The sequence below is a fragment of the Polaromonas sp. DSP2-3-2b2 genome (assembly GCF_049895905.1).
Lineage (GTDB): Bacteria > Pseudomonadota > Gammaproteobacteria > Burkholderiales > Burkholderiaceae_C > Polaromonas.
On the sequence record NZ_JAFCTH010000014.1, the window covers coordinates 1 to 24941 of the forward strand.

The window sequence follows — 24941 nt, forward strand, 5'->3', positions numbered from 1 at the left end:
ATGCCTGAGATCTGATGGGACCCCCGTTTGGGGGGATTTGGTGATCCTATGCTGCCGAGAAAAGCATCGACGCGAGGTTTTAGCCGCCCGTACCCCAAACCGACACAGGTGATCAGGTAGAGAATACTAAGGCGATCGAGAGAATTATGGTTAAGGAACTCGGCAAAATGCCCCCGTAACTTCGGGAGAAGGGGGGCCCCAACCTTGATGGACACTTGCTGTCCGGAGGGGATCGGGGCCGCAGAGACCAGGGGGAAGCGACTGTTTACTAAAAACACAGGTCCGTGCGAAGTCGCAAGACGATGTATACGGACTGACTCCTGCCCGGTGCGGTAAGGTTAAGAGGACCGGTTAGCCTCACGGCGAAGCTGAGAATTCAAGCCCCAGTAAACGGCGGCCGTAACTATAACGGTCCTAAGGTAGCGAAATTCCTTGTCGGGTAAGTTCCGACCTGCACGAATGGCGTAACGATGGCCACACTGTCTCCTCCTGAGACTCAGCGAAGTTGAAATGTTTGTGATGATGCAATCTCCCCGCGGAAAGACGGAAAGACCCCATGAACCTTTACTGTAGCTTTGTATTGGATTTTGAACAGACCTGTGTAGGATAGGTGGGAGGCTTTGAAGCCGGGACGCTAGTTCCGGTGGAGCCAACGTTGAAATACCACCCTGGTGTGTTTGAGGTTCTAACCTAGGTCCATTATCTGGATCGGGGACAGTGCATGGTAGGCAGTTTGACTGGGGCGGTCTCCTCCCAAAGTGTAACGGAGGAGTTCGAAGGTACGCTAGTTACGGTCGGACATCGTGACGATAGTGCAATGGCATAAGCGTGCTTAACTGCGAGACTGACAAGTCGAGCAGATGCGAAAGCAGGACATAGTGATCCGGTGGTTCTGTATGGAAGGGCCATCGCTCAACGGATAAAAGGTACTCTGGGGATAACAGGCTGATACCGCCCAAGAGTTCATATCGACGGCGGTGTTTGGCACCTCGATGTCGGCTCATCTCATCCTGGGGCTGTAGCCGGTCCCAAGGGTATGGCTGTTCGCCATTTAAAGAGGTACGTGAGCTGGGTTTAAAACGTCGTGAGACAGTTTGGTCCCTATCTTCCGTGGGCGCTGCAGATTTGAGGAAGCCTGCTCCTAGTACGAGAGGACCGGAGTGGACGAACCTCTGGTGTACCGGTTGTCACGCCAGTGGCATTGCCGGGTAGCTAAGTTCGGAAGAGATAACCGCTGAAAGCATCTAAGCGGGAAACTCGTTTCAAGATTAGATCTGCCGGGGCCTTGAGCCCCCTGAAGAGTCGTTCAAGACCAGGACGTTGATAGGCTGGGTGTGGAAGCGCAGTAATGCGTTAAGCTAACCAGTACTAATTGCTCGAGAGGCTTGACCCTATAACTTTGATTAATTCAAAGGTGTTATGCCAAGACTGACGCATTCAAAAGACGCATCCCTAAAAAAGACGCGCAAGACTCTAAATTACAGCTGATTTGCTCTATGAATTCGATGGGCTGCTTCCCGTGTGGAGCCGCTCATCAAAACAGTTATGCCTGATGACCATAGCAAGTTGGTACCACTCCTTCCCATCCCGAACAGGACAGTGAAACGACTCAGCGCCGATGATAGTGCGGATTCCCGTGTGAAAGTAGGTCATCGTCAGGCTCTTATCCCGAACCAGCCCGGTTGATCGTCAGATCGACCGGGCTTTTTCATTTGGCTCGCGTTTATTCGCTTGAACAGCGCTTCCTGCTCCTCATAAATTGACGATGTATTCGCCTTCCTGTGCCACAACGCCAGCGGCGATCAGTTCATTACACAACTGCTCTATCCATAGACGCATAGGTATATCTGCAAAGAAAAGCTCCCGGATCTGTTGAAAATATGAGGTCGTCATGGCCCATTGCGTAAAGTCAGCGGTCGACTGGCGTTGGACTTCAAGCAATTTGAACTTGAGCAATACCTTTACCCCATGTTGTGCATGCCGTACCGGACTGGCGGTGAACGCGTCCAGGCGCTGGTTCGCTTTGGACAGCGTCTCTGCTGTGCAACTAAAAATTCGCCCATGACCTGGAATGATGGTTTTCGGATTCAGCCGGCCGATCAGGGCCAGCGTAGCGGCAACGTCAGAAAAGGCGTTCGCTCCCTCAAGTTCTGGAAACACCACACCGAAGCCGTTTTCCCATAGAGCATCCGCTGAAATCAGAACCCTGCTGACGGGTTCAAAAAAGATAAGCGAATGCGGGTCATGCCCGGGGGCCGCGTGAACCTGCCAGTCAGCCGTGCCCAACCGGATGTCGGTTCCAGGTTGAATCGTTTGGTCAAAACTGAATCTTGGACACAACTGGCCGGTGGGTATGTACGTGAGCGCAATAGCATCCCATTGCGCCACCTCCCGTGCATGCCCCGGAGGAATCCATGTCTGGAGCGCTGGGTAACGTACCTGCAATGCGGCATTGCCTCCGCAATGGTCGCTGTGCAGATGCGTGTTGATCAGCACATTCAGCGGGCAGTTACCCAGAGCGGCTTCAACCAATGACAGCGTTTGCTCCGCGTGCGTGCAGTAGCCGCTGTCAATCAGCAGGGATTTGTCGCCGCCGGTAAACAGGATGTTGTTGCTCGAAAGCCATCCTCTTTCAAAGACATGCATGCCTTCCGGCAGGAAGTTCGCCGCCATCACCAGCAGATCGCTTTAATTACTTCAGGCTGTTGCATGCAATGCCCGCCTGGGGATTTTTTCGACATGGATTTAGGGAAGTGCATCGTGAAACTCAATCTATTGGGGTCGTTCAAATATCCGTCAGGTGCTGCTTGCAATAAGCGCTGATGCCGTTCTTGCGCACCATTGTGAAAGCCTGACTGCCGAAACTTCAGCGGGCTTGTCCTAATGCGCGCCGTCGGCTGCCAGCAAATGGCTCAATTTAGTCGCGCAGGCGACATCGCCGTCGTCGAAGAGGGCGCGGATCCATTCGGATTCGCGCTGCCGGATTAGCGCCAGGAACTCCTCCGCGCCACCCATTTGCGCAAAGGCATCAAAGCCGGTTTCCAGAAACTGCTGAAGCGCGTCCAGTCCTGCGGCGGCTGCCGGGCGGCGCATCATCCTGAGCAGGGTGCGCAGCCCGCGTGCGCGGGTCAGGCGGTCAAGTTCGCGCCCCAGTTGCAGCACCACGTCAAGCTGATGCTGGCGCGCAACCCGGTCGCCCGACTGCCGCCAGCAACGGACATAGCGGGCAGACTCGCCATCTTGCGGCGATGCTAGGGTGTCTGCGCGCCAGGCGTGGGCCATTCGGTCGTCCAGCGTTTCCGTCAGCGCGTGGACCTCGGCGAGCGCCGCCGACGTGGCAACGACAGGCTGCGGAAACAGCCTGGTGATGGTGCTGGCAATCCGGGCAAACTGCTGGTCGCGGCTGGCGTAGTCCCTGTCGCTGTAGAGCTCCTGCAAAAAAAACCGGGCTGCCCTGGCATAGCGCGGGTTGTGCAGCAGGTCGGCGTAGGTGGCCTGGAAACGTCGCGCCTGAAAACGCTTGACCTCGGAAATTGCCTTGGCCAGCGCCGGATCGCAGGCATGCTGCTGCCGAAACCGCTCCACGCGCTGCAATGCGTCCTGGATGGTGTGTGCCGGAGTCGCCATAGTGGCTGCCAGTGTAGCCAGCCCCTCTAGAGACCGTGCTCTATTGGCGCCGGCAGGGCCATGCGAAACTTCTCGCCATGCAAAGACGAACACTGCTCAAGCTGGGCCTGGCATCGGCGGCCGCGTTGGCTGTGGTCGGCGGCGCTGCGGGCTGGCTGCTGCAGCCCGGCCTGCAGCAAGATGGCCGCCTTTCGGCCGCAGGCCAAGGCGTGTTTGCCGCTGTCGGCCGGGCCGTGCTGGACAAGAGCCTGCCAGTGGAGGAGGGCGAACGCCACAAAGCCATTGCGGGACTCTTGACGCGGATCGACACGCTGGTGCAGGCGCTGCCACCGCACGCGCAGGCCGAGCTGTCGCAGTTGCTGTCGGTGCTGGCCAGCGCGCCAGGCCGGTTTGCGCTGGCGGGCCTTGGCCAGCCCTGGGCTCAAGCGTCCATCGCCGATCTGCAACTGGCGCTCCAGGACATGCGGCTGTCCGTCCTAGCCCTGCGCCAACAGGCGTACGCTGCCTTGCACGACATTGCGACCGGGGCATATTTTGCCGATGCCGCGACCTGGCCCCTGCTGGGCTACCCCGGCCTGATGAAAATTTGACAAACCATTGCTGAATGGCGAACCACCCATGAGCTCATTGAATGACCCAATCCAGGAAGGACTGAAGCGCGGCTGGAAAGTCCTTGGCGGCGCACTCGGACCCGTCCCCGAAAAAATCGTCTGCGATGTCGCGATCATTGGCAGCGGCGCGGGCGCGGGCATCACCGCCGAACTGCTGGCCAAGGCCGGGCTTCAGGTAGTGATCATCGAGGAAGGCCCGCTCAAGAGCAGCAGCGACTTCAACCAGCTGGAATCCGAAGCCTATCCGGCGCTTTACCAGGAAAGCGCGGCGCGCAAGACCGAGGACAAGGCGATCAACATTTTGCAGGGCCGCTGCGTCGGCGGCTCGACGACGGTGAACTGGACGAGTTCCTTTCGAACGCCGGCTTCGACGCTGAAGTTCTGGCAGGACCGCTTCGGCCTGGACGGCTACACCGAAGCCGCCCTGGCGCCATATTTCGCGCAGGCCGAGCAGCGGCTGAACATCGCGCCGTGGCAGATGCCGCCGAATGAAAACAATGCCTTGCTGGGCCGTGGCGCGCGCAAGCTCGGCATTCACGCCGAGGCCATCGCGCGCAACGTCAAGGGCTGCTGGAATCTGGGCTCGTGCGGGCTGGGCTGCCCGACCAATGCCAAGCAGTCGATGCTGGTCACCACCATTCCGGCGGCACTGGACCTGGGCGCCCAGCTGCTGACTGAAACCCGCGCCGAGCGCTTTGAACTGGCCAATGGCCGGGTTACGGCTCTGATCTGCCGAAATATCAAGCCAAATGGGGCTCTTGCGCAGTTCCCCTCTGCACAAGCAGCTACTAAAATAATAGCAAATCATTATGTGCTGGCTGGCGGCGCCATCAACTCGCCGGCGGTGCTGCTGCGCTCTGGCGCTCCCGATCCGCACGGACGGCTGGGAATCCGGACCTTTTTGCATCCGGTGGTGATGTCGTCCAGCATTTTTGACCAGAAGGTCGAGGCTTGGAGCGGCGCGCCGCAGTCGGTCTACACCGACCACTTCCTGCAGACCGAGCCGATCGACGGCGCCATGGGCTACAAGCTGGAAGCGCCGCCGCTGCATCCGCTGATCTTTGCTTCCACCGTGCCGGGTTTTGGCCAGGGACAGCATGACCTGCTCAGCTCGTTTCCCCACAACCACACCCTGCTGGCGCTGCTGCGCGACGGCTTTCACGACGAAGCGCCGGGCGGCCAGGTCAAACTGCGCGGCGATGGCTCCGCAGTGCTGGACTACCCGCTGGGCGACTACGTCATGCAGGGCGCGCGCCGGGCGCTGCTGTCGATGATGGAGATTCAGTTCGCCGCCGGCGCCCGGCAGGTGCTGCCGCTGCACGAAATGGCCGTGCCCTACACCTCTTGGGCGCAGGCGCGCGAAGCGGTGCAGGCGCTGCCGATGAAGCCGCGCCTGCTGAAGATCGTCAGCGCGCATGTGATGGGCGGCTGCGGCCTGGCCGGCAGCGCGCGCCAGGGCGTGACCCGGCCGGATGGCATGCACTGGCAACTAGGTAATCTCTCGATTCACGACGGCTCGATTTTCCCGACCAGCATTGGCGCCAACCCGCAACTGTCGGTGTATGGCGCGGTGAATCGGCTGGCGCAAGGCCTGGCCAAAACGCTGACGGGCCGCTATGTGGCGCTGGCCTGAGCGGCGGCCGCGCACCGCCTGACCTTATGCTCGCATCGCTGCAACGGCTCATCACCCTGTCCATCATCGCTGCGGCTACGGCCTGGCTGCTGTACTTCGGCCGCAGCGCGCCAATTCTGGCTTTTACGGGTTTTATGGCGATTGCGCTTGCCTACTCTGGCTTTCTTGCTATTGAATTAATACTGGCAAGGCAACTGAATAAAAGCGATCCGGTGCCCCAGCCAAGCTGGCGCGAACTGTTCGCTGCGTGGCGGGGCGAAACCGTCACGGCACCCCGGGTTTTTTGCTGGCGCCAGCCTTTCCGGCCGAACGCCATCGCTGACCAGCTTGGCCCGCCCGCGCGGGTGCAAGGGCGCCGGGGCGTGGTGTTCGTCCACGGGTTTTTCTGCAACCGGGGCATCTGGACGCCGTGGCTTGCGCGCCTGCAGGGCAGTGGCCACGCCTTCATCGCCGTCAATCTGGAGCCGCTGTTCGGCTCGATCGACGACTATGCGCCGCAAATCGACGAGGCCGTCCGGCGCATCACCGACGCCACCGGCTTGCCGCCGCTGCTGGTCTGTCACAGCATGGGCGGCCTGGCGGCCCGGGCCTGGCTCAAGCTGATGAAGGCCGAGGCGCGCGTGCACCATGTGGTGACGATTGGCGCGCCGCACCGGGGCACCTGGCTGGCGCGTTTCGGCCATGGCCGCAACAGCCGCCAGATGCGCCTTCTCGCAGACTGGCACACCACGCTGGACCACGAAATGCCCATTGGCCGCCATGCGCTGTTCACCTGCTGGTATTCGAACTGCGACAACATCGTGTTCCCGGCCTCCAGCGCCACGCTGCCGGGCGCCTGCAACCGGCTGGTTCGCGGCGCTGCGCATGTGCAGATGGCCTTCGTGCCAAAAATCATGCAGTCCACGCTGGCCTTGCTGGACCCGGCCCCTTCCTGAGTCCGACGCCAAGGAATGAGCGTGTCTGGTTTACACATCATTACTCTCTGGAAAAGAGGAGTTTCACCTTGGATAAAGACCTAAATTTGCAATATTTTGAATAAATCTTGTTTATTTGTGACAATTGAATTTGTTGGGGTAAATTTCTCAGCTTTCCGGTTTTTCAAAAAACAACAAAAACACATGTACCGGTTCAAATCAAAAACGGCCGGCGTCGGGATTTTGCTGGCGCCCATGGACCCTGGCCAAAAAGCTTGTCCGTCAGCCGCCACCGGTCAGCCGTCAAAAAATGAGCGAGAACTGTTATGCCCCTGATCGTGGTGATTGATGATGATGCCGGCACGCGCCTGCTGGTCAGCCAGGTGTTGAAGAAGGAAGGCCATCAGGTCGTGGCTGCGGAAGACGGCGCCAAGGGCCTGGCGCTCATTCGCGAACACAAGCCCGACCTGGTTGTCAGCGACGTGCAGATGCCGCTGATGGATGGCTTCGAAGTGCTCGATCAGGTGCGAAGCGACCCGTTGCTGGCGGCCACGTCGATGATTTTGCTGACCTCGCTGCAAGACCGCAGCTACATGCGACTGGGCATGACCACCGGCGCCGACGACTACCTGACCAAGCCGTTCGCGCCGCAGGAGCTGCGCGAAGCCGTCAGTGCGCAGCTGCAAAAGCGTGAACGGGCCGAAGCCCTGCGCACCGAGGGCGTTGACAAGGCGGTGCAGCTGGCGCTGGACGAGCAGCGCCACAAGATCGGCGCGCTGTATGAAAGCCGCATGGTCAAGGCGCTCAGCGAGCAGTGGCCCGACAGCGGCACCATGCCGGGCAGCGAGAAGTTTGACAGCGCCACGGTGCTGTATGCCGACATGCGCGACTACGGGCTGTGGACGCAAGCGCTGAGCAGCAGCGAACTCAGCGAGATCGTCCAGCTGCTCTACAGCAGCGTTGGCGACACGGTGTACCTGTTCGGCGCGCATTACATGCAGTTTGTCGGTGACGGCATGCTGTGCATTTTTGTCGATGCCGCCGACACCCATTCCGTGAACCACGGGCTGCGGGCGGTCCGCGCCGCGCTGGGGCTGACGAATGCCACCCGCCGCATTGACGCCCATGCGCAGAAAAACCTGGCCGGACGCGGACTGCCGAAGTTTTCGCTGGGCGTGGCGCTGCACAGTGGGCCGGTGGCCTTTGCCCACCTGGACGGCCTGATCAGCCGCACCGGCCAGACCACGCCGGTGGGCGACACAGTGACGGCGGCGCTCAAGCTGTTCCAGGGCGAGCCGCGCCTGCACTGGTCGGTGGCTGCCAGCGTGCAGGCATGTCGCCTGGTCACCGGGGCGGTGCGCACCGGTGAACGCGCCCTGGTCCAAGTGCCGGGGCGCAGCCAGCCCATGGACACGCTGGAAATTCTGGGCCTTGCATGAATTCAAGCCTGAGGCCAGCCAGGACGTTCTCGTTGCGGACGGTGCTGATCGTCAGCCTGCTGCTGTTCTCGCTGCTTCCGGCGGCCACCGTGGGCTGGTTTTTGTACCGCAGCAATGTGCAAAGCGTGCAGCTGCTGTCGGAAAAAATCATCGAAGACATGACCCAACGCATCCAGACCGGTGTGGAAACCCATCTGGCGCAGGCCCATGTTGTGCTCAATGGCATGGTTCACGCGCAACCCGATGCGTCGGCCGTGCTGCGTGCGCGCCAGCTGATCGAGTCGCCCGAACGGTTCGAGCAGGCCGCGTTCGCCATGACACGCATGACGCCCGATGTTTCCCGGATGTACATGGGAAGCCATCGCGGGGAGTTCCTGGCGGTTGACACCTTCGCCCGGGATGCCGCCACCCTCGTGCGCGTGAGCGAGCGCAAGGCGGGCGGTGAGGGCCGGCACTTTTTCATGGCCGCGTCGCCAGGCGACCGTCAGCTGGAACTGTCTGCGGAAAACGCCAACTACGAGCCGCGTAACCGGCCCTGGTACCAGGCGGCGATGGAAAACAAGGGACGGGCCTTCACGCCGATATCGGTTTCCTCGAATGACCCGCAATTGCAATTGCAGCTGACGCTGGCGCAACCCGTCTACGGCCTTGACGGCGGCGCCCTGGGCGTGGTTGCCGTGGACCTGCCGCTCAAAAGCCTGAACCAGATGCTCCAGAGCATGCGGATCAGTTCCCATGGCGCGGTTTTCCTGCTGGACGAACAGGGTTTTACCGTGGCCAGTTCGACCGGCGATGAACTTTTTTCCAATATCGCCGGCAATGTGCAGCGCTACAAGCCACTGCAAAGCCGCAACGCAATCATCCGGCAAGCCTACGGCGAAACCGTCTCCAGCCTGGGACAAACCCTGGAGTCCAGCGTGCAGCGCGTGTCTTTCCTGCGCCGCATTCCCATGGCAGGCGATAGCCTGGTGGTTGCCTTGAATCCCTTCGGTGAAAGCATGGGCGTGCGCTGGAGCCTGGTGGTGGCAGCCCCCGAAAGCGACTTCACCGCAGCGACGCAGGCGGCCCTGAAGGACACGCTGGCCGTGACCGCACTGATCCTGGCGCTGGGCGCGCTGCTGGCCATCGCGCTGGCCTGGCGGCTGAGCCTGCACTTCCGGCGCCTGGGCGAAGCCGCGGCGCTGCTGGCGCGGGACGAAGTGCCGCCCACGCACCCGGCCAGCCGCATTGACGAAGTTCGCCAGCTGTCCCGGTCACTGCATGACAGCGCCCGGGAGCTCAAGCGCAACCGGGCAGCCATCCAGGCGCAGACCGTGGCCCTGCACGAGGCCAACGACACGCTGGAAGACCGGGTTGCCAGCCGCACCGCCGAGCTGAACGCCTCGCGCGACGAAGCCCTGGGCGCCGCCCGTGCCAAGGCGGCGTTCCTGGCCGCCATGAGCCATGAAATCCGCACCCCGCTCAACGGCGTGGTCGGCATGACCACGCTGCTGGCCGACACGCCGCTGGACGCCGAGCAGCGCGACTATGTGCACACCATGCGCATTTCCAGCGACCAGCTGCTGGGCGTGATCAACGATGTGCTGGATTTTTCCAAGATCGAATCGGGCAAGCTCGAACTCGAGGACGAGGCGCTCAACCTGCTGGCGACGATTGAGGAAGCCTGCGACATCGGCGCGCCGCGCGCCCGTGAAAAAGGACTGGAACTGCTGGTGGACCTGGGCGACGACTTGCCCGGCTGGGTGCGCGGCGACGTGACGCGCCTGCGCCAGGTGCTGCTCAACCTGGTGAACAATGCGGTCAAGTTCACCGACCAGGGGCAGGTGGTGGTCTCGGCCCACATGCTGGAAGACTTCAGCCCGAGCCAGGGCGCGCTGATCGAGTTCCGGATCAAGGACAGCGGCATCGGCATTGAGCCGGACCGCCAGGCCGCACTGTTCCAGTCCTTCGTCCAGGTCGATGCCAGCACCACCCGCAAATACGGCGGCACCGGGCTCGGCCTGGCGATCTGCAAGCGTCTGGTCAAGCTGATGGGTGGGCGAATCGGGCTGGAGTCGGCGCCCGGCGCGGGTTCCACCTTCTGGTTCACCGCCCGGCTGGGCCATGCCGATGCGCCCGAAGTCGCCATGCTGTCCGGGCTGCACTTGGTCAGCCTGGTCAGCCAGCGCGTGGCCGTCGTCGATGACACGCCGCTCAACCTGCGCATCCTGGACAAGCAGCTCAGGCGCTGGGGCATGACACCGATGCTCTTCGAGCGCGCCGCCGAGGCGCTGGATTGGCTGGCCGGGAATCCGGTCGATGTGGTGATCAGCGACATGCACATGCCCGAGATGGACGGGCTGAGCTTTTCCCGCCTGCTGCGCGAACGCATGCCGGCCACGCCCATCGTGCTGCTGACCTCGGGCACCATGCCGACCGGCGAGCCGGCTCGGGTGTTCAATGCGCGACTGCTCAAGCCCTACCGCCAGTCACAGCTGTTTGAGGCCCTGGCGCGCGTCACGTCTGCCCCGACAGCTATTGAAAAAATAGCAAGGGCCAAGCCGGTCGCCTATCGCAACCAGTTCATCCTGGTGGCTGACGACAACCCCATCAACCTCAAGGTCGCGCTGGCCATGCTGGCCAAGCTGGGCTACGAGGCCGCCACAGCGGTCAACGGCCGCGAAGCCGTGGACATGGTCGCCGCGTCGCTGCGCTCCGGCCCGGGCGAGCTAGCGCGCCAGTTCGCCGCCATCCTGATGGATGCCAACATGCCGGTGATGGACGGCTTTGTCGCCTCGCGCCTGATTCTTGCCGCGCACGGCGCGTCGGCGCCGCCGCTCATCGCGCTGACCGCCTCGGTGCTGGAAGAGGACCGCCAGCGCTGCCTGAAGGCCGGAATGATCGGTTTTTTGCCCAAGCCGCTGCGCATTGACGAGTTGTCCGAGGCGCTGGCGCGTTATGCCCGGCAGCCCGGGCACGAGAATGTTGCGGAAATCATCGCTCCTGACGCCATGCCTGCTTCGCTGCAAGCCCCCTCGGGCCTGGAGCCGGAACCCGTGCTGTTCGACTGGAGCCGGCTGGAGCAGTTCCGCGAGTTTGACGATGAAGACCTCAGCATGACGCGCGAGGTGGTGATGCTGTTCATCGCCGAGATGCCCCAGCGCACCAGGGATATCCGCGACGCCCTGGACGCCTGCGACAGCGCCGTGCTGTCGCGTGCCGCGCATGCGCTCAAGGGCGCGGCGTCCAATGTGGGCGCGCAGGCCATGAGCGAGGCCTGCGCCGCCCTGGAACAGTCATGCCAGCAGGGCCAGTGGCCGGCGGATGCGGCCGTCCAGGTGGCCAGGCTGATGGCCCTGGCCGACGGGACCTGCCAGTTGCTCGCCGGCTGGCCCGCCGCGCAGGCCGTCGCCTAGCCGGCCTGCGTGCCCTGCGAACGCTCTGCATTCAGCGCCTGGTAGAGCGGCCTGAAGTCGGGCCGGGTCAGCGCCCGCAGCGTGTCAAAGCTGTCGATCACGAAATACTGCTGCTGGTAGCTGTCGATCTTGTAGCGTGAGGCCATGCAGCGCAGCAGGTCCGCCGTGTTCCGCAGCGGCGTGCGCTGCGGTTCGTGCGACTGCACGCAGTAAGCCAGCTCGCCGGGGCTGCTCAGCAGCCCCGCGCCATACGCCCGGATCTGGCCTCCGGCCTGCGCGTCGCGCATCAAGCCAAACTCGATCGTGTACCAGTACAGGCGCGACAGCATTTCCACCGCGCCAGGGACCGGCTCCGGCCCATGTTCCAGCGCATGGGCCTTCAGTGCCCCTTCGCCATAGGCCTGGATGTGGTCGGCATAGCGCGGCTCGAACAGCAGCGGCACATGGCCGAACAGGTCGTGAAAGATGTCCGGTTCGACGATGTAGTCAAACTCGGCCGGCGTTCGGATCCAGTCGGTCACCGGAAACTTGCGCGCCGCCAGCAGGCTGAAAAAGGGCACCTCGGGAATCAGCCCCGGCACGCCGACCAGCTGCCAGCCGGTCGCGCTGAACAGGCGCTCGTTGATGTCCTCGAAGCGCGGAATCGCATCGCTGGCGCCCAGATGCGGCAGCGCGTCGATGAAGGCGCTGCAGGCCAGCCCCGGCAGCAGCGCCGACTGCCGCGCGTACAGGCGGCGATAGGTGTCGTGGTGCGCGGCGCTGTAGGCGGCATGGTCCTGCGCGCAGGTGTAGTCGCTGCCAGCGCGGCTGTAATCGCCACGCGGCGGGCGCTCCGATTCGCCATAAACAGCAGGTTTGACGGCCATCAGACTTTCTCCAGCACGCCACGGCGCATCTGGTCCAGCTCGATGCTCTCGAACAGCGCCTTGAAGTTGCCCTCGCCAAAGCCTTGGTTGCCCTTGCGCTGAATGAATTCGAAAAAGATCGGCCCGAGCTGGTTTTCGCTGAAGATCTGCAGCAGCAAGTCCCCCGGCTTGCCATCCACCAGGATGTTGCGCGCCCGCAGCGCCGCCACATCCTCGCCATGGCCCGTAATGCGCTGGTCGAGCAGCTCGTAGTAGGTGTCGCCGGTGGTCAGGAGTTTCATGCCGGCGAACTGCAGCGCGTCCACCGTGGCCAGCAGGTCGTCCGAGCCAAGCGCAATGTGCTGGATGCCCTCGCCCTGGTACAGGTCGAGGTATTCCTGGATCTGGCCGGCTTTTTCGTTTCCTTCCTCGTTGATCGGGATGCGGATCTTGCCGCAGGGGCTGGTCATGGCCTTGCTTTTCACGCCGGTCGTCTGGCCCTCGATGTCGAAGTAGCGCACCTCGCGGAAGTTGAACAGCCGCTCGTAAAAGCCCGCCCATTCGGCCATGCGGCCCCGGTGCACGTTGTGCGTCAGGTGGTCGATATAGGTCAGGCCGTGGCCGGCCGGGTTCAGCTCGGCACCTGGCAGAGGCTCGAAATCCACATCGTAAAAGCCGATATTGCCGATGGCCCCTAGCTGGGCGCCGTTCTTGCCGCGCCATTTGTCGATGAAATAGATGATCGAGTCGCCAATGCCCTTGATCGCTGGAATGTTCAGCTCGCCCGGTGCCGAGGTATCGGCATAGCCCCAGGCGCCGAGCGAAATGGCGCGTTCGTAGGCCGCCTTGGCATCCTGCACCCGGAAGGCGATGGCGCACACGCTGGGCCCGTGCTGGCGCGCAAAGCGCTGGGCAAAGGAATCGGGCTCGACATTGAGGATGAAGTTGATGCCGCCCTGGCGGTACAGCAGCACATTCTTGTGCCGGTGCCGGGCAATCGCCTTGAAGCCCATGCGCTCGAACACCGCGCCCATGGCCTTCGGGTCGGGCGCGGCGTATTCAATGAATTCGAAGCCGTCGGTGCCCATCGGGTTGTCCCAAGCGGCGTCAGCTTCGGTGGAAAGAGGCTTGTTCATGTTTGTCTCCGGTAATCGTGCCTCTACTTTTTGGGCGAAGGCGGTATGGATTCATGCAAATCAAGGCGCGTACCCCGTGCTTCGCGCAGCAAAGCTGCAAAATAAACCCGATGCAGACACTTGACAAGCTCGACCGGCAAATTTTGCTGGTCCCGAACAGGGCGCACTACAGTTGCTTCATCATGATCACGCTGCTCAAGCACGCCAGCGTGCAAGACTGCAAAAGCAGCTTCGTGCTCGACCGGGTGAAGTCCGCCACGGCCGTTCCCTTGTGACGCACTCCGCAGGGCTGCCGGCCTTACCAAAAGCGCGACCACCTGACGTTGCTGCACTGCAACATTTTTGAGTCGGTAGTGTGACCTGGTATTGCTATGCTTTGTATAGCTACTAGTGCTTTCTGGTAGTGCTTGAAAGCCTTATTTTGTCTGATTTAAGGCTGGCCCGAAGTTGTAGGGCTTTACGCTGTGAGCGCGATCTATCTAGGGCTAACCCTTACATTTAAGCCATGGTTCATCCCGGCACACTTTTAAAGGCCTCCCTCATGGCGAGCATGGCGTTCTTCCGCTCGCCTGCGTATGGCCGCGCACCCCGCCTCGCGGCGGCTCATGGTGCGACGTCGGTCGTAGTGCCGATCCGCTCCATCGGCCCCGGCCACACCGAGCGCATCACCGCGCACCTGCTGGCGCTTGAGCCCCGGGACCGTTACTTGCGCTTTGGCTATTCGGCGAATGACGAGCAGATCAAGCGCTATGTCGCCGGACTCAATTTCGAGCGCGATGAAATCTTCGGCATCTACAACCGCAAGCTCGAACTGATCGCCATGGCGCATCTGGCCTTTTCCACCGACCCTGAACTCCAGAGCTGCGCCGAATTCGGCGTTTCCGTGCTGGCGCATGCGCGCGGCAGGGGCTATGGCGCGCGCCTGTTCGACCGGGCTGCGATGCACTCGCGCAACGAAGGCGTGCAGATGATGTTCATCCATGCGCTGAGCGAAAACACCGCCATGCTCAACATCGCCCGCAAGGCCGGCGCCACGGTGGAGCGCGACGGTTCGGAAACCGAGGCTTATCTCAAGGTGCAGCCGGCGGATCTGGACTCGCGCATGAGCGAAATGCTCGACGAGCAGATCGCGCAGACCGACTACCGGCTCAAGGTGCAGGCCAAGAAGTTCTGGGATTTCCTGGCCCTGCTGCAGGAAGTCAGGCGCGGCGTGCGTGACAGCCGCGACCGCATGAAGGCGTAAAAGGCCCCCACGGTCGCTCACTGCGTGTAGCTTCCTGCCCCCCGAGGGGGCCGCTGCGCCTGCGGCCCGGCCAAGCCGGTTCCGCGGCCCCTGCTGGTGTACGGGGTCGCCACGCTTGCGCGGCTTTTGTGCTGCGTGGCCTTGACTCTGCTGTCGCTTGGCGGCGCTTCAATAGCTGCCTGTGGGCTACCCAAACTTCCGGGCGGTCAATAAATTCGGCTATCCTAGACCGCTTATTCACTACCGACCGCCCTTACGTGTCCGATGTTCCTCCCAGTCGGTCTTCCAAAAACGAAGACAAACGCGGCTTTTTGCAAAAGCTCGCTGAAATGCTCCACCCTGGTCCTGACTCCAAAGACGAGCTGATCGAAACCCTGGTGGAAGCCCAGGACAATGATGTCATCGGCCAGCAAAGCCGTGAAATGCTAGAAGGCGTGATCCGCATGGCCGACATGACGGCCGGCGATGTGATGGTGGCCGCGCCGCGCATGGACCTGGTGAACATCGATGCGCCGTTCGACGAGCTGCTGCACCTGATCATCGACACCGCCCATTCGCGTTTTCCTGTCTATGAAGGCGAAAAGGAAAACATCATCGGCATCCTGATGGCCAAGGATTTGCTCAAGCTGCAGCGCGCGCCCGACCTCAACATCCGGGCGCTGCTGCGGGCGGCGGTGTTCGTGCCTGAAAGCAAGGGGCTGAACGAGTTGCTGCGCGAATTTCGTGTCAACCACAACCACCTGGCGGTGGTCATCGACGAGTTCGGCCGCGTTGCCGGCCTGATCACCATCGAGGATGTGCTGGAGCAGATCGTCGGCGAGATCGAGGATGAATTCGACATTGAAGAAGACGCCGGCGACATCTTCGCGCTGACCGACCACACCTACCGCGTGAGTGGCGACACGGCGGTCGAGCGGGTCAATGAATCGTTCGAGGTGCTGCTGCCGGACACCGACTTCGAGACCATCGGCGGCCTGGTCGCGCATGAAATGGGCCATGTGCCCAAACGCGGCGAGCATTACGCGCTGGCCGGCCTGCAGTTCACCGTGCTGCACACCAAGGGCGGCGCGGTGCGCTGGTTCAAGGTGTCGCCAGCGGCCGCCACGGCCGTCCCGGCGAACGACGCGCCGTGACGCCGCGCATCAGCTGCCTGTCCGGGCTGTCGGGCGCATGAGGTCTGCAGCGGCGGTGCGCTTCGGCCAGCCCGGCATCCGGCGGATCGAACCGGCAGGCGACCGGCTGGCATGGCTTCAATTGGCCATTGTCGTGGCCGCCGGCTGTTTCCATGCCGCCAGCATGGCCTGGCCTTTTGCCTTTGGCGTCCCCGTGCTCGGCCTGGCGCCGGGCCAGCCCGTGGGCTGGCTGCAGTTGCTGGCGCTGGCGCTGCTGGCCGGGCAACTCGATGGCGCGCGCGACTGGCGGCGCGGCGCCTGGCTGGGCGGATTGTTTGCCGTCGCCATGCAGTGCGCGACCTACTGGTGGCTGTTCATTTCCCTGCATGTGTACGGCGGGCTGGCCGCGCCGCTGACGGTGCTGGCGATTGTGCTGCTGGCTGCATTGCTGGGGCTGTATTATGCTGCTGCTTCTGCACTGTTTGTGGCATTTTCGCCCGTCCAGACTGCGTGGCGTGCTCTGTTTTTTGCAGCGATGTGGCTGCTGGCCGAACTCGCCCGGGTCAAGTTCTTCACCGGCTTTCCGTGGGGCGAGGGCGGTTACGCCCATGTGGACGGCTGGGCCAGGCCGCTGGCCGCATGGGTCGGCGTGCACGGCTTGAGCTTCATGGCGGCGGGGGTCGCCGCTTGGCTGGCGTTTTGCCTGCTGGCGCCGCGGACCCGCTGGCGCTCGGCGCTGGCCGGCGTGCTGGCGAGTGCCGCCGTGGCCTGGCTGCCGGTCTTCAATGTCGGCGATGTCGAGCCCGATCCGGCGCTCCTCAAGCCGATGTCGGTCACGCTGCTGCAGGGCAATATTCCGCAGGACGAAAAATTCGTCGCCGGCACCGGCGTGGCCACCGCGCTTGGCTGGTATGGCGAGCAACTGCAGGCCGCCAGGGGCGCGCTGGTGATTGCGCCCGAGACCGCCCTGCCGATGCTGCCGCAGCAATTGCCCGACGGTTACTGGCAGGCGCTGCGGGCGCGTTTTTCCACCGGCGACCAGGCCGCGCTGATCGGCCTGCCGCTGGGCGACTTCAACACCGGCTATTCCAATTCGGTGCTGGGCTTCAAGCCCGCGCTGCCCGGCGAGGCGGCGCCGCCGCTGCAGCCTGAGCCCTACCGTTACGACAAGCACCACCTGGTGCCTTTCGGCGAGGTAATTCCGCCCGGTTTTCACTGGTTCATCCGCCTGATGAACATTCCGCTGGGAGACTTCAACCGGGGCGAAGTCGGCCAGCCGTCCTTCGCCTGGCAGGGCCAGCGGCTGGCGCCCAACATTTGCTACGAGGATTTGTTTGGCGAGGAACTGGCCGCGCGCTTTGTCGATGGCCCCCAGGCGCCGACGGTGTTTGTCAACGTCAGCAACATCGCCTGGTTCGGCAACACCGTGGCGATCGACCAGCATCTGCAGATCTCGCGCATGCGCGCGCTGGAGTTTGGCCGGCCGATGATCCGCGCCACCAACACCGGCGCCACCGTCATCATCAATTACCGGGGCGAGGTCACGCATTCGCTGCCGCGCCACACCCGGGGCGCGCTGAGCGGCGACGTACAGGGCCGCAGCAGCATCACGCCCTACGCCTGGTGGGCCGGGCGTTTCGGGCTCTGGCCGCTGTGGGCGTTGGGCCTGGGGGCGCTCGGGCTGGCGCTGGTTTCCAGGCGCCGGGGCTGAACCGTGGCCGCGTAAAATAAATGCTTGTGCGATGCCGCCTCTGGTGTTGCCAACTCCTTGATTTCCCGGTGCCTTGAAGCTGCACCCGCCACCGACAAGAACAATGCCTATGCTTACCTTTCAGCAAATCATCCTGAAGCTGCAGTCTTACTGGGCCGACCAGGGTTGCGCACTTTTGCAACCTTATGACATGGAAGTCGGCGCCGGAACGTCGCATACTGCTACGTTTTTAAGAGCGCTTGGCCCCGAGCCCTGGAAGGCTGCTTATGTGCAGCCGAGCCGCCGCCCGAAAGACGGCCGCTATGGCGAAAACCCCAACCGCCTGCAGCATTACTACCAGTACCAGGTGGTCTTGAAGCCCGCACCGAGCAACATTCTGGAGCTCTACCTGGGCAGCCTTGAAGCGCTGGGCTTCGATTTGAAGAAAAACGACATCCGCTTTGTCGAGGACGACTGGGAAAACCCGACGCTGGGCGCCTGGGGCCTGGGCTGGGAGGTCTGGCTTAACGGCATGGAAGTCACGCAGTTCACCTATTTCCAGCAGGTCGGCGGTATCGACTGCAAGCCGGCCACCGGCGAAATCACCTACGGCCTGGAACGCCTGGCGATGTACCTGCAAGGCGTGGACAACGTCTACAACCTGACGTGGACCGAAGGCTTGACGTACGGCGACGTGTACAAGCAAAACGAGGTCGAGCAATCGACCTACAACTTCGAGCATTCCGACACCGACTTTTTGTTCACCGCCTTCACCGCGCATGAAAAGCAGTCGAAAAACCTGATCGAGCAGCAGCTCGCCCTGCCGGCCTACGAGCAGGTGCTCAAGGCCGCGCACAGCTTCAACCTGCTCGACGCGCGCGGCGCCATCAGCGTGACCGAGCGCGCCGCCTACATGGGCCGCATCCGCAATGTGTCGCGCCTGGTCGCACAGAGTTATCTGGAAAGCCGCGAGCGCCTGGGATTCCCCATGGCGCCGCGCGAATGGGTCGAACAAATGACGAATGCACACAAGACGACGAAGAAGGGCGCCTGAGCCATGACCACCCAAAACCTTCTGGTCGAACTGTTTGTCGAAGAACTGCCGCCCAAGGCACTGAAAAAGCTGGGCGACGCCTTTGCCGGCGTGCTGGCCGAGCAACTCCGGGCGCTGGGCCTGGCCACGGATGCGTCCGTGGTGACAGCTTACGCCTCGCCGCGCCGGCTGGCCGCGCACATCAGCCACGTCTGGCTCAAGGCCGACGACAAGGCGGTGCAGCAAAAGCTCATGCCGGTTTCCGTGGGGCTGAACACGGCAGGCGAGGCCACGCCCGCGCTGTTGAAAAAGCTGCAGGCGCTGGGCGCTGACGTGTCGGACCCCGCCGCCGCTGTCGCCGCGCTGAAACGCGCGCCCGACGGCAAGGCCGAAGCGCTGTTCTACGACAGCCTGGTGACCGGCGCGACGCTGGACACCGGCCTGCAAAAGGCGCTGGAAGAAGCGATTGCCAAGCTGCCGATTCCCAAGGTCATGAGCTACCAGCTGGAAACCGACTGCGAACTGCCCGGCTGGACCAGCGTGAACTTCGTGCGTCCGGCGCACGGGCTGGTCGCGCTGCACGGCAGCACCGTGGTGCCGGTGAAGGTGCTGGGCCTGAAGGCCGGCAACACCACGCACGGCCACCGTTTTGAAGCCGCCGTCGATCCGGTGGTGTTGAAGGATGCCGACAGCTATGCGGTGACGATGGAAATCGACGGCGCGGTGATCGCCGGCTTTGCCCAGCGCAAGGCCGAGATTGCCCGCCAGCTGCTTGATGCTGCCGCTGAACTGGGCGGCGGCGTGCAGCCGATTGAGGACGATGCGCTGCTCGATGAAGTGACGGCGCTGGTCGAGCGGCCCAATGTGCTGGTCTGCCAGTTTGAAACAGAGTTTCTCGGCGTGCCGCAGGAATGCCTGATCCTGACGATGAAGGCCAACCAGAAATACTTTCCGCTGTTAGATGCTAGCGGCAAGCTGACGAACCGTTTTCTGGTGGTCAGCAACATCAACCCCGAAGACGCCAGCGCGGTGATTGGCGGCAACGAGCGCGTTGTGCGCCCGCGCCTGGCCGATGCGAAATTTTTCTTTGACCAGGACCGCAAGAAAAGTCTGGCTTCGCGCGTGGCGGGGCTGGACAAGGTGGTTTATCACAACAAGCTGGGCTCGCAGGGCGAGCGGATAACCCGCGTTTGTCAGATCGCCTATGCAATTGGCAAGAGTCTTGTTCCTTCGGGGGACTCGGGCTTGGCTATCCATGCGCAGTTGGCTGCGCAGTTGGCCAAGGCTGATCTGGTCACCGACATGGTCGGCGAATTCCCCGAGTTGCAAGGCATCATGGGGCGCTACTACGCGCTCAACGACGGCCAGCCCGCCGACGTGGCCGACGCGATTGAAGACCACTACAAGCCGCGCTTTGCCGGTGATGAACTGCCGCGCAACCCCGTAGGCGTGGTTGTCGCGCTGGCCGACAAGCTCGAAACGCTGGTCGGCATGTTCGGCATCGGCAACCTGCCCACGGGCGACAAGGACCCGTTCGCGCTGCGCCGCCATGCCTTGGGCGTGATCCGGATGCTGGTGGAAAAAGACCTGCCGCTTGGTCTGGACACCTTGCTCCAGGATGCAGCCACTGTATTTAAAGGAATTTCCGGTTTCGAATTCGGACGTGCTGTTGTAGAACTACAGGACTTTATTTACGACCGCTTCGCCGGAAGTCTGCGCGAGCAGGGTTACAGCGCGCAGGAAGTCGATTCAGTCATCTCCCAAAAGCCGCAGCGCCTGGGCGACGTGGCCCGGCGCCTGTCCGCCGTGCGCGCCTTTTCGGCATTGCCCGAAGCCCCCGCCCTGGCCGCCGCCAACAAGCGCATCGGCAACATCCTGAAAAAAGCCCAGGAAGTGGACCCGCATGTCAGCGAACTGCTGCTCAAAGAGCCCGCTGAAATCGCCCTGTACGCGGCCATGAAGGACATCGTTCCTGCTGCCAATGCGCAGTTCGATGCCGGCGACTATGCCGCTTCCTTGCAAACTCTGGCGGCCCTGCGCGCGCCGGTCGATGCCTTTTTTGACGGCGTGATGGTCAATGCCGAAGAACTCGACCTGCGGCTGAACCGCCAGGGCCTGCTCAAAAGCCTGCACGACGCCATGAACCGGGTGGCCGACCTGTCGCGTCTGGCGGCTTGACGCGGCCATGCCTTCCACCGAACCCTTGACGCGCAGCGGCTTGAATTCCGCCGCAAACGGCTGGACTTCCCAGCGCACGGCCTGGCTGCTGTTCGGGCCGCCTGCATTCATGGTCGCGGTCCGCTGGCTGCTTCAGATGATGGACGACCGCCAGAACATCGTGCCGGCGCTGCCGCTGGCGCCGGTGTCCACCACGGCCGGCGCGCTGGACCTGCTGTGGCCCGTGGCATTGGCGCTGGCCTTACTGGTCGCGGCGGGGCTGGTCATTTACCGGCTGGGCTGGCAGCGTGTCATGCCGGTGATCGGCGCCGCCTGGCTGCTGCTGTGGCTGGCCGGCAGCGGCGCGCTGGCGCAGCGCCATTTCAACCGGCAGGGGCTGGTCTTGCAGGGCATGACGGCCGCAGCGCCCGCGCCGCAGGCCTTGGTACGGGCCCGGGTGGTGACCGCCCAGTTCAAGCGGCCCAGCCTGCGCAGCCTGGGCGGCACCGAGCTGGTGCTGCAGGTCGAGGGCCTGGAGATTCCGAACCGCCTGCTGATCGACGATGCCCGGGCCTTGCCGCTTCAGCCCGGCGACACGCTGGCGCTGCAGCTTGCGCCGGGCCGCTTCGGCGGCTTGTTTGTCACCGGCTGGCAGGTTGCGCCGCCCGTTTCCCCCATCACGAAAACCCCATGAAACTCGTCATCCTCGACCGCGACGGCACCATCAACAGCGACAGCGACGACTTCGTCAAGACGCCCGAAGAATGGCTGCCGCTGCCCGGCGCGCTCGAAGCGATTGCCCGGCTCAACCATGCCGGCTGGCATGTGGTAATTGCCTCCAACCAGTCGGGGCTGGGGCGCGGCCTGTTCGACGTGGTGTCGCTCAACGCCATGCATGCCAAGATGCAAAAGCTGCTGGCCATGCAGGGCGGGCGCATCGATGCAGTGTTTTTCTGCCCGCACACCGCCGAGGAACACTGCAACTGCCGCAAGCCCCGGCCCGGGTTGTTCGAGCAGATCGGCATGCGTTTTGGCGTTCCGCTCAAGGGCGTCCCGACCGTTGGCGATTCGGTGCGCGATGTGCAGGCCGGCGCGGCGGCCGGTTGCGAGCCGCACCTGGTGCTCACTGGCAAGTCGGAAAAATACCGGGGCATGGCGCCGCCCGAAGGACTGCCACCGGGCACGCTGGTGCATCAGGACCTGTCGGCCTTTGCCGATTGCATCCTGGCGCGTGCAACGCCCTCGGCGCCGGTATGAAAAAGATAGCTGCCTGCGCATATGCAGCCTGCGCAAAAGGCAAAAAGCATTGCGAATCCTGCGCTTGAAGCCCGCCGGCAGTCCCGCACGCCCGGCCTTTCCAACCCACCTTTGATACCAACGCCATGCCCCTGATTCGCTCCCTTTTGCACATGCTGTGGCTGATCCTGACCGTCATTCCCTGGGCGCTGTTCGTGGTGATTGCCTCGCTGTTCGTCAGTAGCACCACGATGTACTGGATGTGCGCGCGCTGGCTCAAGCTGGCGGTGGACAGCGGCACCGTCATCCTGGGCATCCAGAACCGCGTGACCGGCATGGAAAACCTGCCCACCGGCGAGAAAAGCGCCGCCGTGCTGCTGGTCAAACACCAGTCCACTTGGGAAACGCTGACCATGCCGGCGATCATGCCGCATCCGCTGGCCTATGTGTTCAAGAAGGAGCTGCTGTACATCCCGTTCTTCGGCTGGGCGATGGCGCGCATGGACATGATCCATATCGACCGCAGCCAGCGCACGCAAGCGTTTGGCAAGGTGGTCGAGCAGGGCAAGCGGCTGATGGCGCAGGGCACCTGGGTCATCATGTTCCCCGAGGGAACGCGCATCAACCGGGGGCAAAAAGGCGTGTACAAGTCGGGCGGCACGCGCCTGGCCATCGAAACCGGCGCCCCGGTGATCCCGATTGCCGTGACCTCGGCCAAGTGCTGGCCGCGCAAGGCCTTCATCAAGAAGCCTGGCATCGTCGACATTTCCATCGGCAAGCCGATTCCCAGTGCCGGCCGCAAGCCCGACGAGCTGATGCGCGAGGTCGAGGCCTGGATCGAGGCCGAAATGCGCCGGCTCGACCCCGAGGCCTATGCCGGCGGCGAAACCGTACCGGCCAAGCCGCGTTCCTGAAAGCCGCGCAGGTGGCTGCCACAGCGCGCAGGCGGGTCCAGTTGGCGTTTGATTTTTTCTTGCCCGAGCCCGAACTGCCCGCCGGCGCCAGAAAATCGGCAGATTCAGCATCAAATATGCCTTTTCCGCACGTGGATATTGTGCATGCAGCTATGGAAGTAATAGCAGAGCCGGTTTTGCCGGTGCCAGTCGTTTTTCGCCATCCGCGCGCCACGCGCGAAATCGTGCTGGCTGGCCAGCTGGTGGCCTATGAACTCAAGCGCGGAAAACGCCAGACCATCGGGTTTTCCGTAGGCCGGGAAGGCCTGGCCGTCAGCGCGCCGAAATGGGTGCCGCTCCAGGAAATTGACCAGGCCGTGCTGGGCAAGTCCGGCTGGATCGTCAAAAAACTGATTGACACGCGCGAACGGCACCGCCAGCAGGAATCGCAGCGGACCGACTGGCGGGACGGCGCCGTTTTTCCTTTCCTGGGCGAGCCGGTGCGGCTGGTGCTCGATGCGCGCCAGCCGCACAGCGCCCTGGTCCCCGAAGCCGCAGGCACCGGCGCGGCGCGCGTCCTGCGCCTCAAGCTGCCCGCCGACGCCGGGCCGGCCCAGATTGAACGAATGGTGCATGCCTGGCTCATAGCGCAGGCTTTGCCGGTTTTTACCGCCAGGCTGGACTTTTTTGCGCCTCAACTGGGGGTGCAGTGGCGCAAGCTCAGCCTTTCCAGCGCCGCCACCCGTTGGGGCAGCGCCAGCAGCAGCGGCGCCATCCGGCTGAACTGGCGCCTGATGCACTTGAGTCCGGCCTTGATCGACTATGTGGTGGTGCACGAGCTCAGCCACCTGCGTTTCATGGACCATAGCCCCCGTTTCTGGGCTACCGTGCAAGGCGTCATGCCCGAGCACGCTGTTTTGCGCCGGCAGCTCAAGGACGAAGTGCTTTTGTAAAGATGAAACCTGAAATAAGTCAATGGTATTTTGTATTAAATTGAAATTAATGAAACATTATTAAAATCAACAAACACCCAAAACTGGCTAAAATTAATCATTAACTATGGAACCAAGCATGTCCGATAAGCTGATACTTGTTGTAGAAGACAACCCGGACCACCTGGAACTGACGGTGCTGACCCTTAAGGAGCTGGGCGTTGGCGCAGAGATCGCCGTGGCCTGCGACGGTGCCGCAGCGCTCGACTACCTTTTTGGTCAAGGAAAACATGCCGGCCGCGATGTTCGCAGGCAGCCGTCTTTTATCCTGCTGGACATGAAGCTGCCCAAGCTTTCGGGGCTCGACGTGCTGCGCAGCGTTCGCAGCAATCCGCTGACCTCGCTGGTTCCGGTCATCATGCTGACGTCGTCGAGTGAACACTCGGACATGGTCGGCTGCTACCAGAGCGGGGCCAGCAGCTTTGTGCGCAAGCCAGTCGATTTCATCGACTTCACCGAAAAACTGAACCGTCTGCAGGCCTACTGGCTGGATGTGAATGAATCACTGGCGGCTGTCTGACGCCTTGCCCTGCGCCGGCGTCGTCCCTGAACGACGTGGCGCCCAGCGCCTGCTACCGCCTCGCCTATGAACTTGCAGCTTACCCTGCGCAAGCAACTTGTCTTGCTGGTGGCGGCCGCCATGGTTCCGCTCCTGGGCCTGGCCATCTTCAATGCCGAGCTGAGCTCGGACGCAGCGCTCAGCCGGGCCACTAACGACCTGAAGTTTGCCGTCTCGCTGGCCGCTTCCAACCAGCAGCAAGTCATCGAGACCGCGCACCAGGTCCTGGTGGCCATCTCGCATGTTCCCGGCATCCGCGAGGGCCAGTATGCGCACTGCAACCAGCACCTGAGCGAACTCCGGCGGCAGCTGCCCTCTTACGCCAATTTTGGCATTGCCAGTGCGCAGGGTTTTGTTCTTTGCAGCGGCCTGGTCACGGCTGCGCCTCTTTATGTCGGTGATCGTTCCTTTTTTCGCGACGCTGTC

At 62.7% G+C, this 24941-nt stretch carries 19 protein-coding genes, 2 rRNA genes and 1 pseudogene; 18 read left to right on the forward strand and 4 right to left on the reverse strand.

Features of this window, described 5'->3' with window-relative positions; all coding sequences use genetic code 11:
• Both ACP7AD_RS12535 and rrf read left to right on the forward strand, forming a co-directional pair.
• Positions 1 to 1393 (forward strand): 23S ribosomal RNA (locus tag ACP7AD_RS12535); the annotation flags it as partial.
• A gap of 155 nt (positions 1394 to 1548) precedes the next feature.
• Positions 1549 to 1661 (forward strand): 5S ribosomal RNA (rrf, locus tag ACP7AD_RS12540).
• 91 nt (positions 1662 to 1752) lie between these two features.
• Here rrf and ACP7AD_RS12545 read toward each other — a convergent pair.
• Positions 1753 to 2673 (reverse strand): MBL fold metallo-hydrolase, encoded by a 921-nt coding sequence (locus tag ACP7AD_RS12545; RefSeq protein ID WP_426147910.1) that lies wholly within the window; start codon positions 2671 to 2673, stop codon positions 1753 to 1755.
• 207 nt (positions 2674 to 2880) lie between these two features.
• On the reverse strand, positions 2881 to 3627 hold the full coding sequence (locus tag ACP7AD_RS12550) for an FFLEELY motif protein (RefSeq protein ID WP_426147911.1): 747 nt from the start codon (positions 3625 to 3627) through the stop codon (positions 2881 to 2883).
• A 77-nt stretch (positions 3628 to 3704) separates the two neighbouring features.
• On the opposite strand from ACP7AD_RS12550, the gene ACP7AD_RS12555 reads away from it, so the two are divergent.
• The 5 genes from ACP7AD_RS12555 to ACP7AD_RS12575 all read left to right on the forward strand — a co-directional run bounded on the left by ACP7AD_RS12555 (position 3705) and on the right by ACP7AD_RS12575 (position 11619).
• The gene (locus ACP7AD_RS12555; protein WP_426147912.1) at positions 3705 to 4217 is read left to right on the forward strand and encodes a hypothetical protein; all 513 of its coding nucleotides are present in this window, start codon (positions 3705 to 3707) and stop codon (positions 4215 to 4217) included.
• A gap of 28 nt (positions 4218 to 4245) precedes the next feature.
• Positions 4246 to 5871 (forward strand): GMC family oxidoreductase N-terminal domain-containing protein, encoded by a 1626-nt coding sequence (locus ACP7AD_RS12560; RefSeq protein ID WP_426147913.1) that lies wholly within the window; start codon positions 4246 to 4248, stop codon positions 5869 to 5871.
• Between the two features lie 26 nt (positions 5872 to 5897).
• Positions 5898 to 6806: an esterase/lipase family protein gene (locus ACP7AD_RS12565; protein ID WP_426147914.1), complete on the forward strand. Its 909-nt coding sequence runs from the start codon at positions 5898 to 5900 to the stop codon at positions 6804 to 6806.
• Positions 6807 to 7111: 305 nt separating this feature from the next.
• Positions 7112 to 8224: a response regulator gene (locus tag ACP7AD_RS12570; protein WP_426147915.1), complete on the forward strand. Its 1113-nt coding sequence runs from the start codon at positions 7112 to 7114 to the stop codon at positions 8222 to 8224.
• The gene (locus tag ACP7AD_RS12575) at positions 8221 to 11619 is read left to right on the forward strand and encodes a response regulator (protein ID WP_426147916.1); all 3399 of its coding nucleotides are present in this window, start codon (positions 8221 to 8223) and stop codon (positions 11617 to 11619) included. The genes ACP7AD_RS12570 and ACP7AD_RS12575 overlap by 4 nt, the downstream gene beginning before the upstream one ends.
• Here ACP7AD_RS12575 and phhA read toward each other — a convergent pair.
• Both phhA and hppD read right to left on the reverse strand, forming a co-directional pair.
• Complete coding sequence (gene phhA / locus ACP7AD_RS12580; RefSeq protein ID WP_426147917.1) at positions 11616 to 12485, reverse strand: phenylalanine 4-monooxygenase; 870 nt, start codon at positions 12483 to 12485, stop codon at positions 11616 to 11618. The two genes, ACP7AD_RS12575 and phhA, sit on opposite strands and share 4 nt — an antisense overlap.
• On the reverse strand, positions 12485 to 13600 hold the full coding sequence (gene hppD, locus ACP7AD_RS12585) for a 4-hydroxyphenylpyruvate dioxygenase (protein ID WP_426147918.1): 1116 nt from the start codon (positions 13598 to 13600) through the stop codon (positions 12485 to 12487). The genes phhA and hppD overlap by 1 nt, the downstream gene beginning before the upstream one ends.
• A 155-nt stretch (positions 13601 to 13755) precedes the next feature.
• On the opposite strand from hppD, the pseudogene ACP7AD_RS12590 reads away from it, so the two are divergent.
• From ACP7AD_RS12590 to ACP7AD_RS12640, 11 genes and pseudogenes are all read left to right on the forward strand, one after another.
• Positions 13756 to 13875 (forward strand): annotated as a pseudogene (locus ACP7AD_RS12590) (Lrp/AsnC family transcriptional regulator); the annotation flags it as partial.
• Between the two features lie 230 nt (positions 13876 to 14105).
• Positions 14106 to 14843, forward strand: coding sequence for a GNAT family N-acetyltransferase (locus ACP7AD_RS12595; protein WP_426147919.1), 738 nt, complete (start codon positions 14106 to 14108; stop codon positions 14841 to 14843).
• A 257-nt stretch (positions 14844 to 15100) separates the two neighbouring features.
• On the forward strand, positions 15101 to 15976 hold the full coding sequence (locus tag ACP7AD_RS12600) for an HlyC/CorC family transporter (RefSeq protein WP_426147920.1): 876 nt from the start codon (positions 15101 to 15103) through the stop codon (positions 15974 to 15976).
• Positions 15977 to 16013: 37 nt separating this feature from the next.
• Entirely contained in the window at positions 16014 to 17666 is a 1653-nt protein-coding gene (gene lnt, locus ACP7AD_RS12605) for an apolipoprotein N-acyltransferase (RefSeq protein WP_426147921.1), read from the forward strand.
• A gap of 109 nt (positions 17667 to 17775) precedes the next feature.
• Positions 17776 to 18699: a glycine--tRNA ligase subunit alpha gene (gene glyQ / locus ACP7AD_RS12610; RefSeq protein ID WP_426147922.1), complete on the forward strand. Its 924-nt coding sequence runs from the start codon at positions 17776 to 17778 to the stop codon at positions 18697 to 18699.
• Between the two features lie 3 nt (positions 18700 to 18702).
• Positions 18703 to 20856, forward strand: coding sequence for a glycine--tRNA ligase subunit beta (gene glyS, locus ACP7AD_RS12615; protein WP_426147923.1), 2154 nt, complete (start codon positions 18703 to 18705; stop codon positions 20854 to 20856).
• Between the two features lie 7 nt (positions 20857 to 20863).
• Positions 20864 to 21529 carry a hypothetical protein gene (locus ACP7AD_RS12620; RefSeq protein WP_426147924.1) on the forward strand — a complete coding sequence of 222 codons (666 nt, stop codon included), beginning with the start codon at positions 20864 to 20866 and terminating at the stop codon, positions 21527 to 21529.
• Positions 21526 to 22092: a D-glycero-beta-D-manno-heptose 1,7-bisphosphate 7-phosphatase gene (gene gmhB, locus ACP7AD_RS12625; RefSeq protein ID WP_426147925.1), complete on the forward strand. Its 567-nt coding sequence runs from the start codon at positions 21526 to 21528 to the stop codon at positions 22090 to 22092. Before ACP7AD_RS12620 ends, gmhB begins: the two co-directional genes overlap by 4 nt.
• Before the next feature lie 125 nt (positions 22093 to 22217).
• Positions 22218 to 22985, forward strand: coding sequence for a lysophospholipid acyltransferase family protein (locus ACP7AD_RS12630; RefSeq protein WP_426147926.1), 768 nt, complete (start codon positions 22218 to 22220; stop codon positions 22983 to 22985).
• A 116-nt stretch (positions 22986 to 23101) separates the two neighbouring features.
• The gene (locus tag ACP7AD_RS12635; protein ID WP_426147927.1) at positions 23102 to 23917 is read left to right on the forward strand and encodes a M48 family metallopeptidase; all 816 of its coding nucleotides are present in this window, start codon (positions 23102 to 23104) and stop codon (positions 23915 to 23917) included.
• Between the two features lie 118 nt (positions 23918 to 24035).
• Entirely contained in the window at positions 24036 to 24476 is a 441-nt protein-coding gene (locus ACP7AD_RS12640) for a response regulator (protein WP_426147928.1), read from the forward strand.
• Positions 24477 to 24941: the final 465 nt, after the last annotated feature.

Excerpts from the sequence above, each read along its gene's own strand:
- ACP7AD_RS12640 (WP_426147928.1), top strand. The coding sequence starts at position 24,036 with ATGTCCGATAAGCTGATACTTGTTGTAGAAGACAACCCGGACCACCTG.
- ACP7AD_RS12560 (WP_426147913.1), top strand. The coding sequence starts at position 4,246 with ATGAGCTCATTGAATGACCCAATCCAGGAAGGACTGAAGCGCGGCTGG.
- ACP7AD_RS12570 (WP_426147915.1), top strand. The coding sequence starts at position 7,112 with ATGCCCCTGATCGTGGTGATTGATGATGATGCCGGCACGCGCCTGCTG.
- ACP7AD_RS12565 (WP_426147914.1), top strand. The coding sequence starts at position 5,898 with ATGCTCGCATCGCTGCAACGGCTCATCACCCTGTCCATCATCGCTGCG.
- phhA (WP_426147917.1), bottom strand. The coding sequence starts at position 12,485 with ATGGCCGTCAAACCTGCTGTTTATGGCGAATCGGAGCGCCCGCCGCGT.
- ACP7AD_RS12595 (WP_426147919.1), top strand. The coding sequence starts at position 14,106 with ATGGTTCATCCCGGCACACTTTTAAAGGCCTCCCTCATGGCGAGCATG.
- ACP7AD_RS12630 (WP_426147926.1), top strand. The coding sequence starts at position 22,218 with ATGCCCCTGATTCGCTCCCTTTTGCACATGCTGTGGCTGATCCTGACC.
- ACP7AD_RS12550 (WP_426147911.1), bottom strand. The coding sequence starts at position 3,627 with ATGGCGACTCCGGCACACACCATCCAGGACGCATTGCAGCGCGTGGAG.
- ACP7AD_RS12555 (WP_426147912.1), top strand. The coding sequence starts at position 3,705 with ATGCAAAGACGAACACTGCTCAAGCTGGGCCTGGCATCGGCGGCCGCG.
- glyQ (WP_426147922.1), top strand. The coding sequence starts at position 17,776 with ATGCTTACCTTTCAGCAAATCATCCTGAAGCTGCAGTCTTACTGGGCC.
- ACP7AD_RS12620 (WP_426147924.1), top strand. The coding sequence starts at position 20,864 with ATGCCTTCCACCGAACCCTTGACGCGCAGCGGCTTGAATTCCGCCGCA.
- ACP7AD_RS12545 (WP_426147910.1), bottom strand. The coding sequence starts at position 2,673 with ATGGCGGCGAACTTCCTGCCGGAAGGCATGCATGTCTTTGAAAGAGGA.
- ACP7AD_RS12635 (WP_426147927.1), top strand. The coding sequence starts at position 23,102 with ATGCCTTTTCCGCACGTGGATATTGTGCATGCAGCTATGGAAGTAATA.
- gmhB (WP_426147925.1), top strand. The coding sequence starts at position 21,526 with ATGAAACTCGTCATCCTCGACCGCGACGGCACCATCAACAGCGACAGC.
- glyS (WP_426147923.1), top strand. The coding sequence starts at position 18,703 with ATGACCACCCAAAACCTTCTGGTCGAACTGTTTGTCGAAGAACTGCCG.
- ACP7AD_RS12575 (WP_426147916.1), top strand. The coding sequence starts at position 8,221 with ATGAATTCAAGCCTGAGGCCAGCCAGGACGTTCTCGTTGCGGACGGTG.
- hppD (WP_426147918.1), bottom strand. The coding sequence starts at position 13,600 with ATGAACAAGCCTCTTTCCACCGAAGCTGACGCCGCTTGGGACAACCCG.
- lnt (WP_426147921.1), top strand. The coding sequence starts at position 16,014 with ATGAGGTCTGCAGCGGCGGTGCGCTTCGGCCAGCCCGGCATCCGGCGG.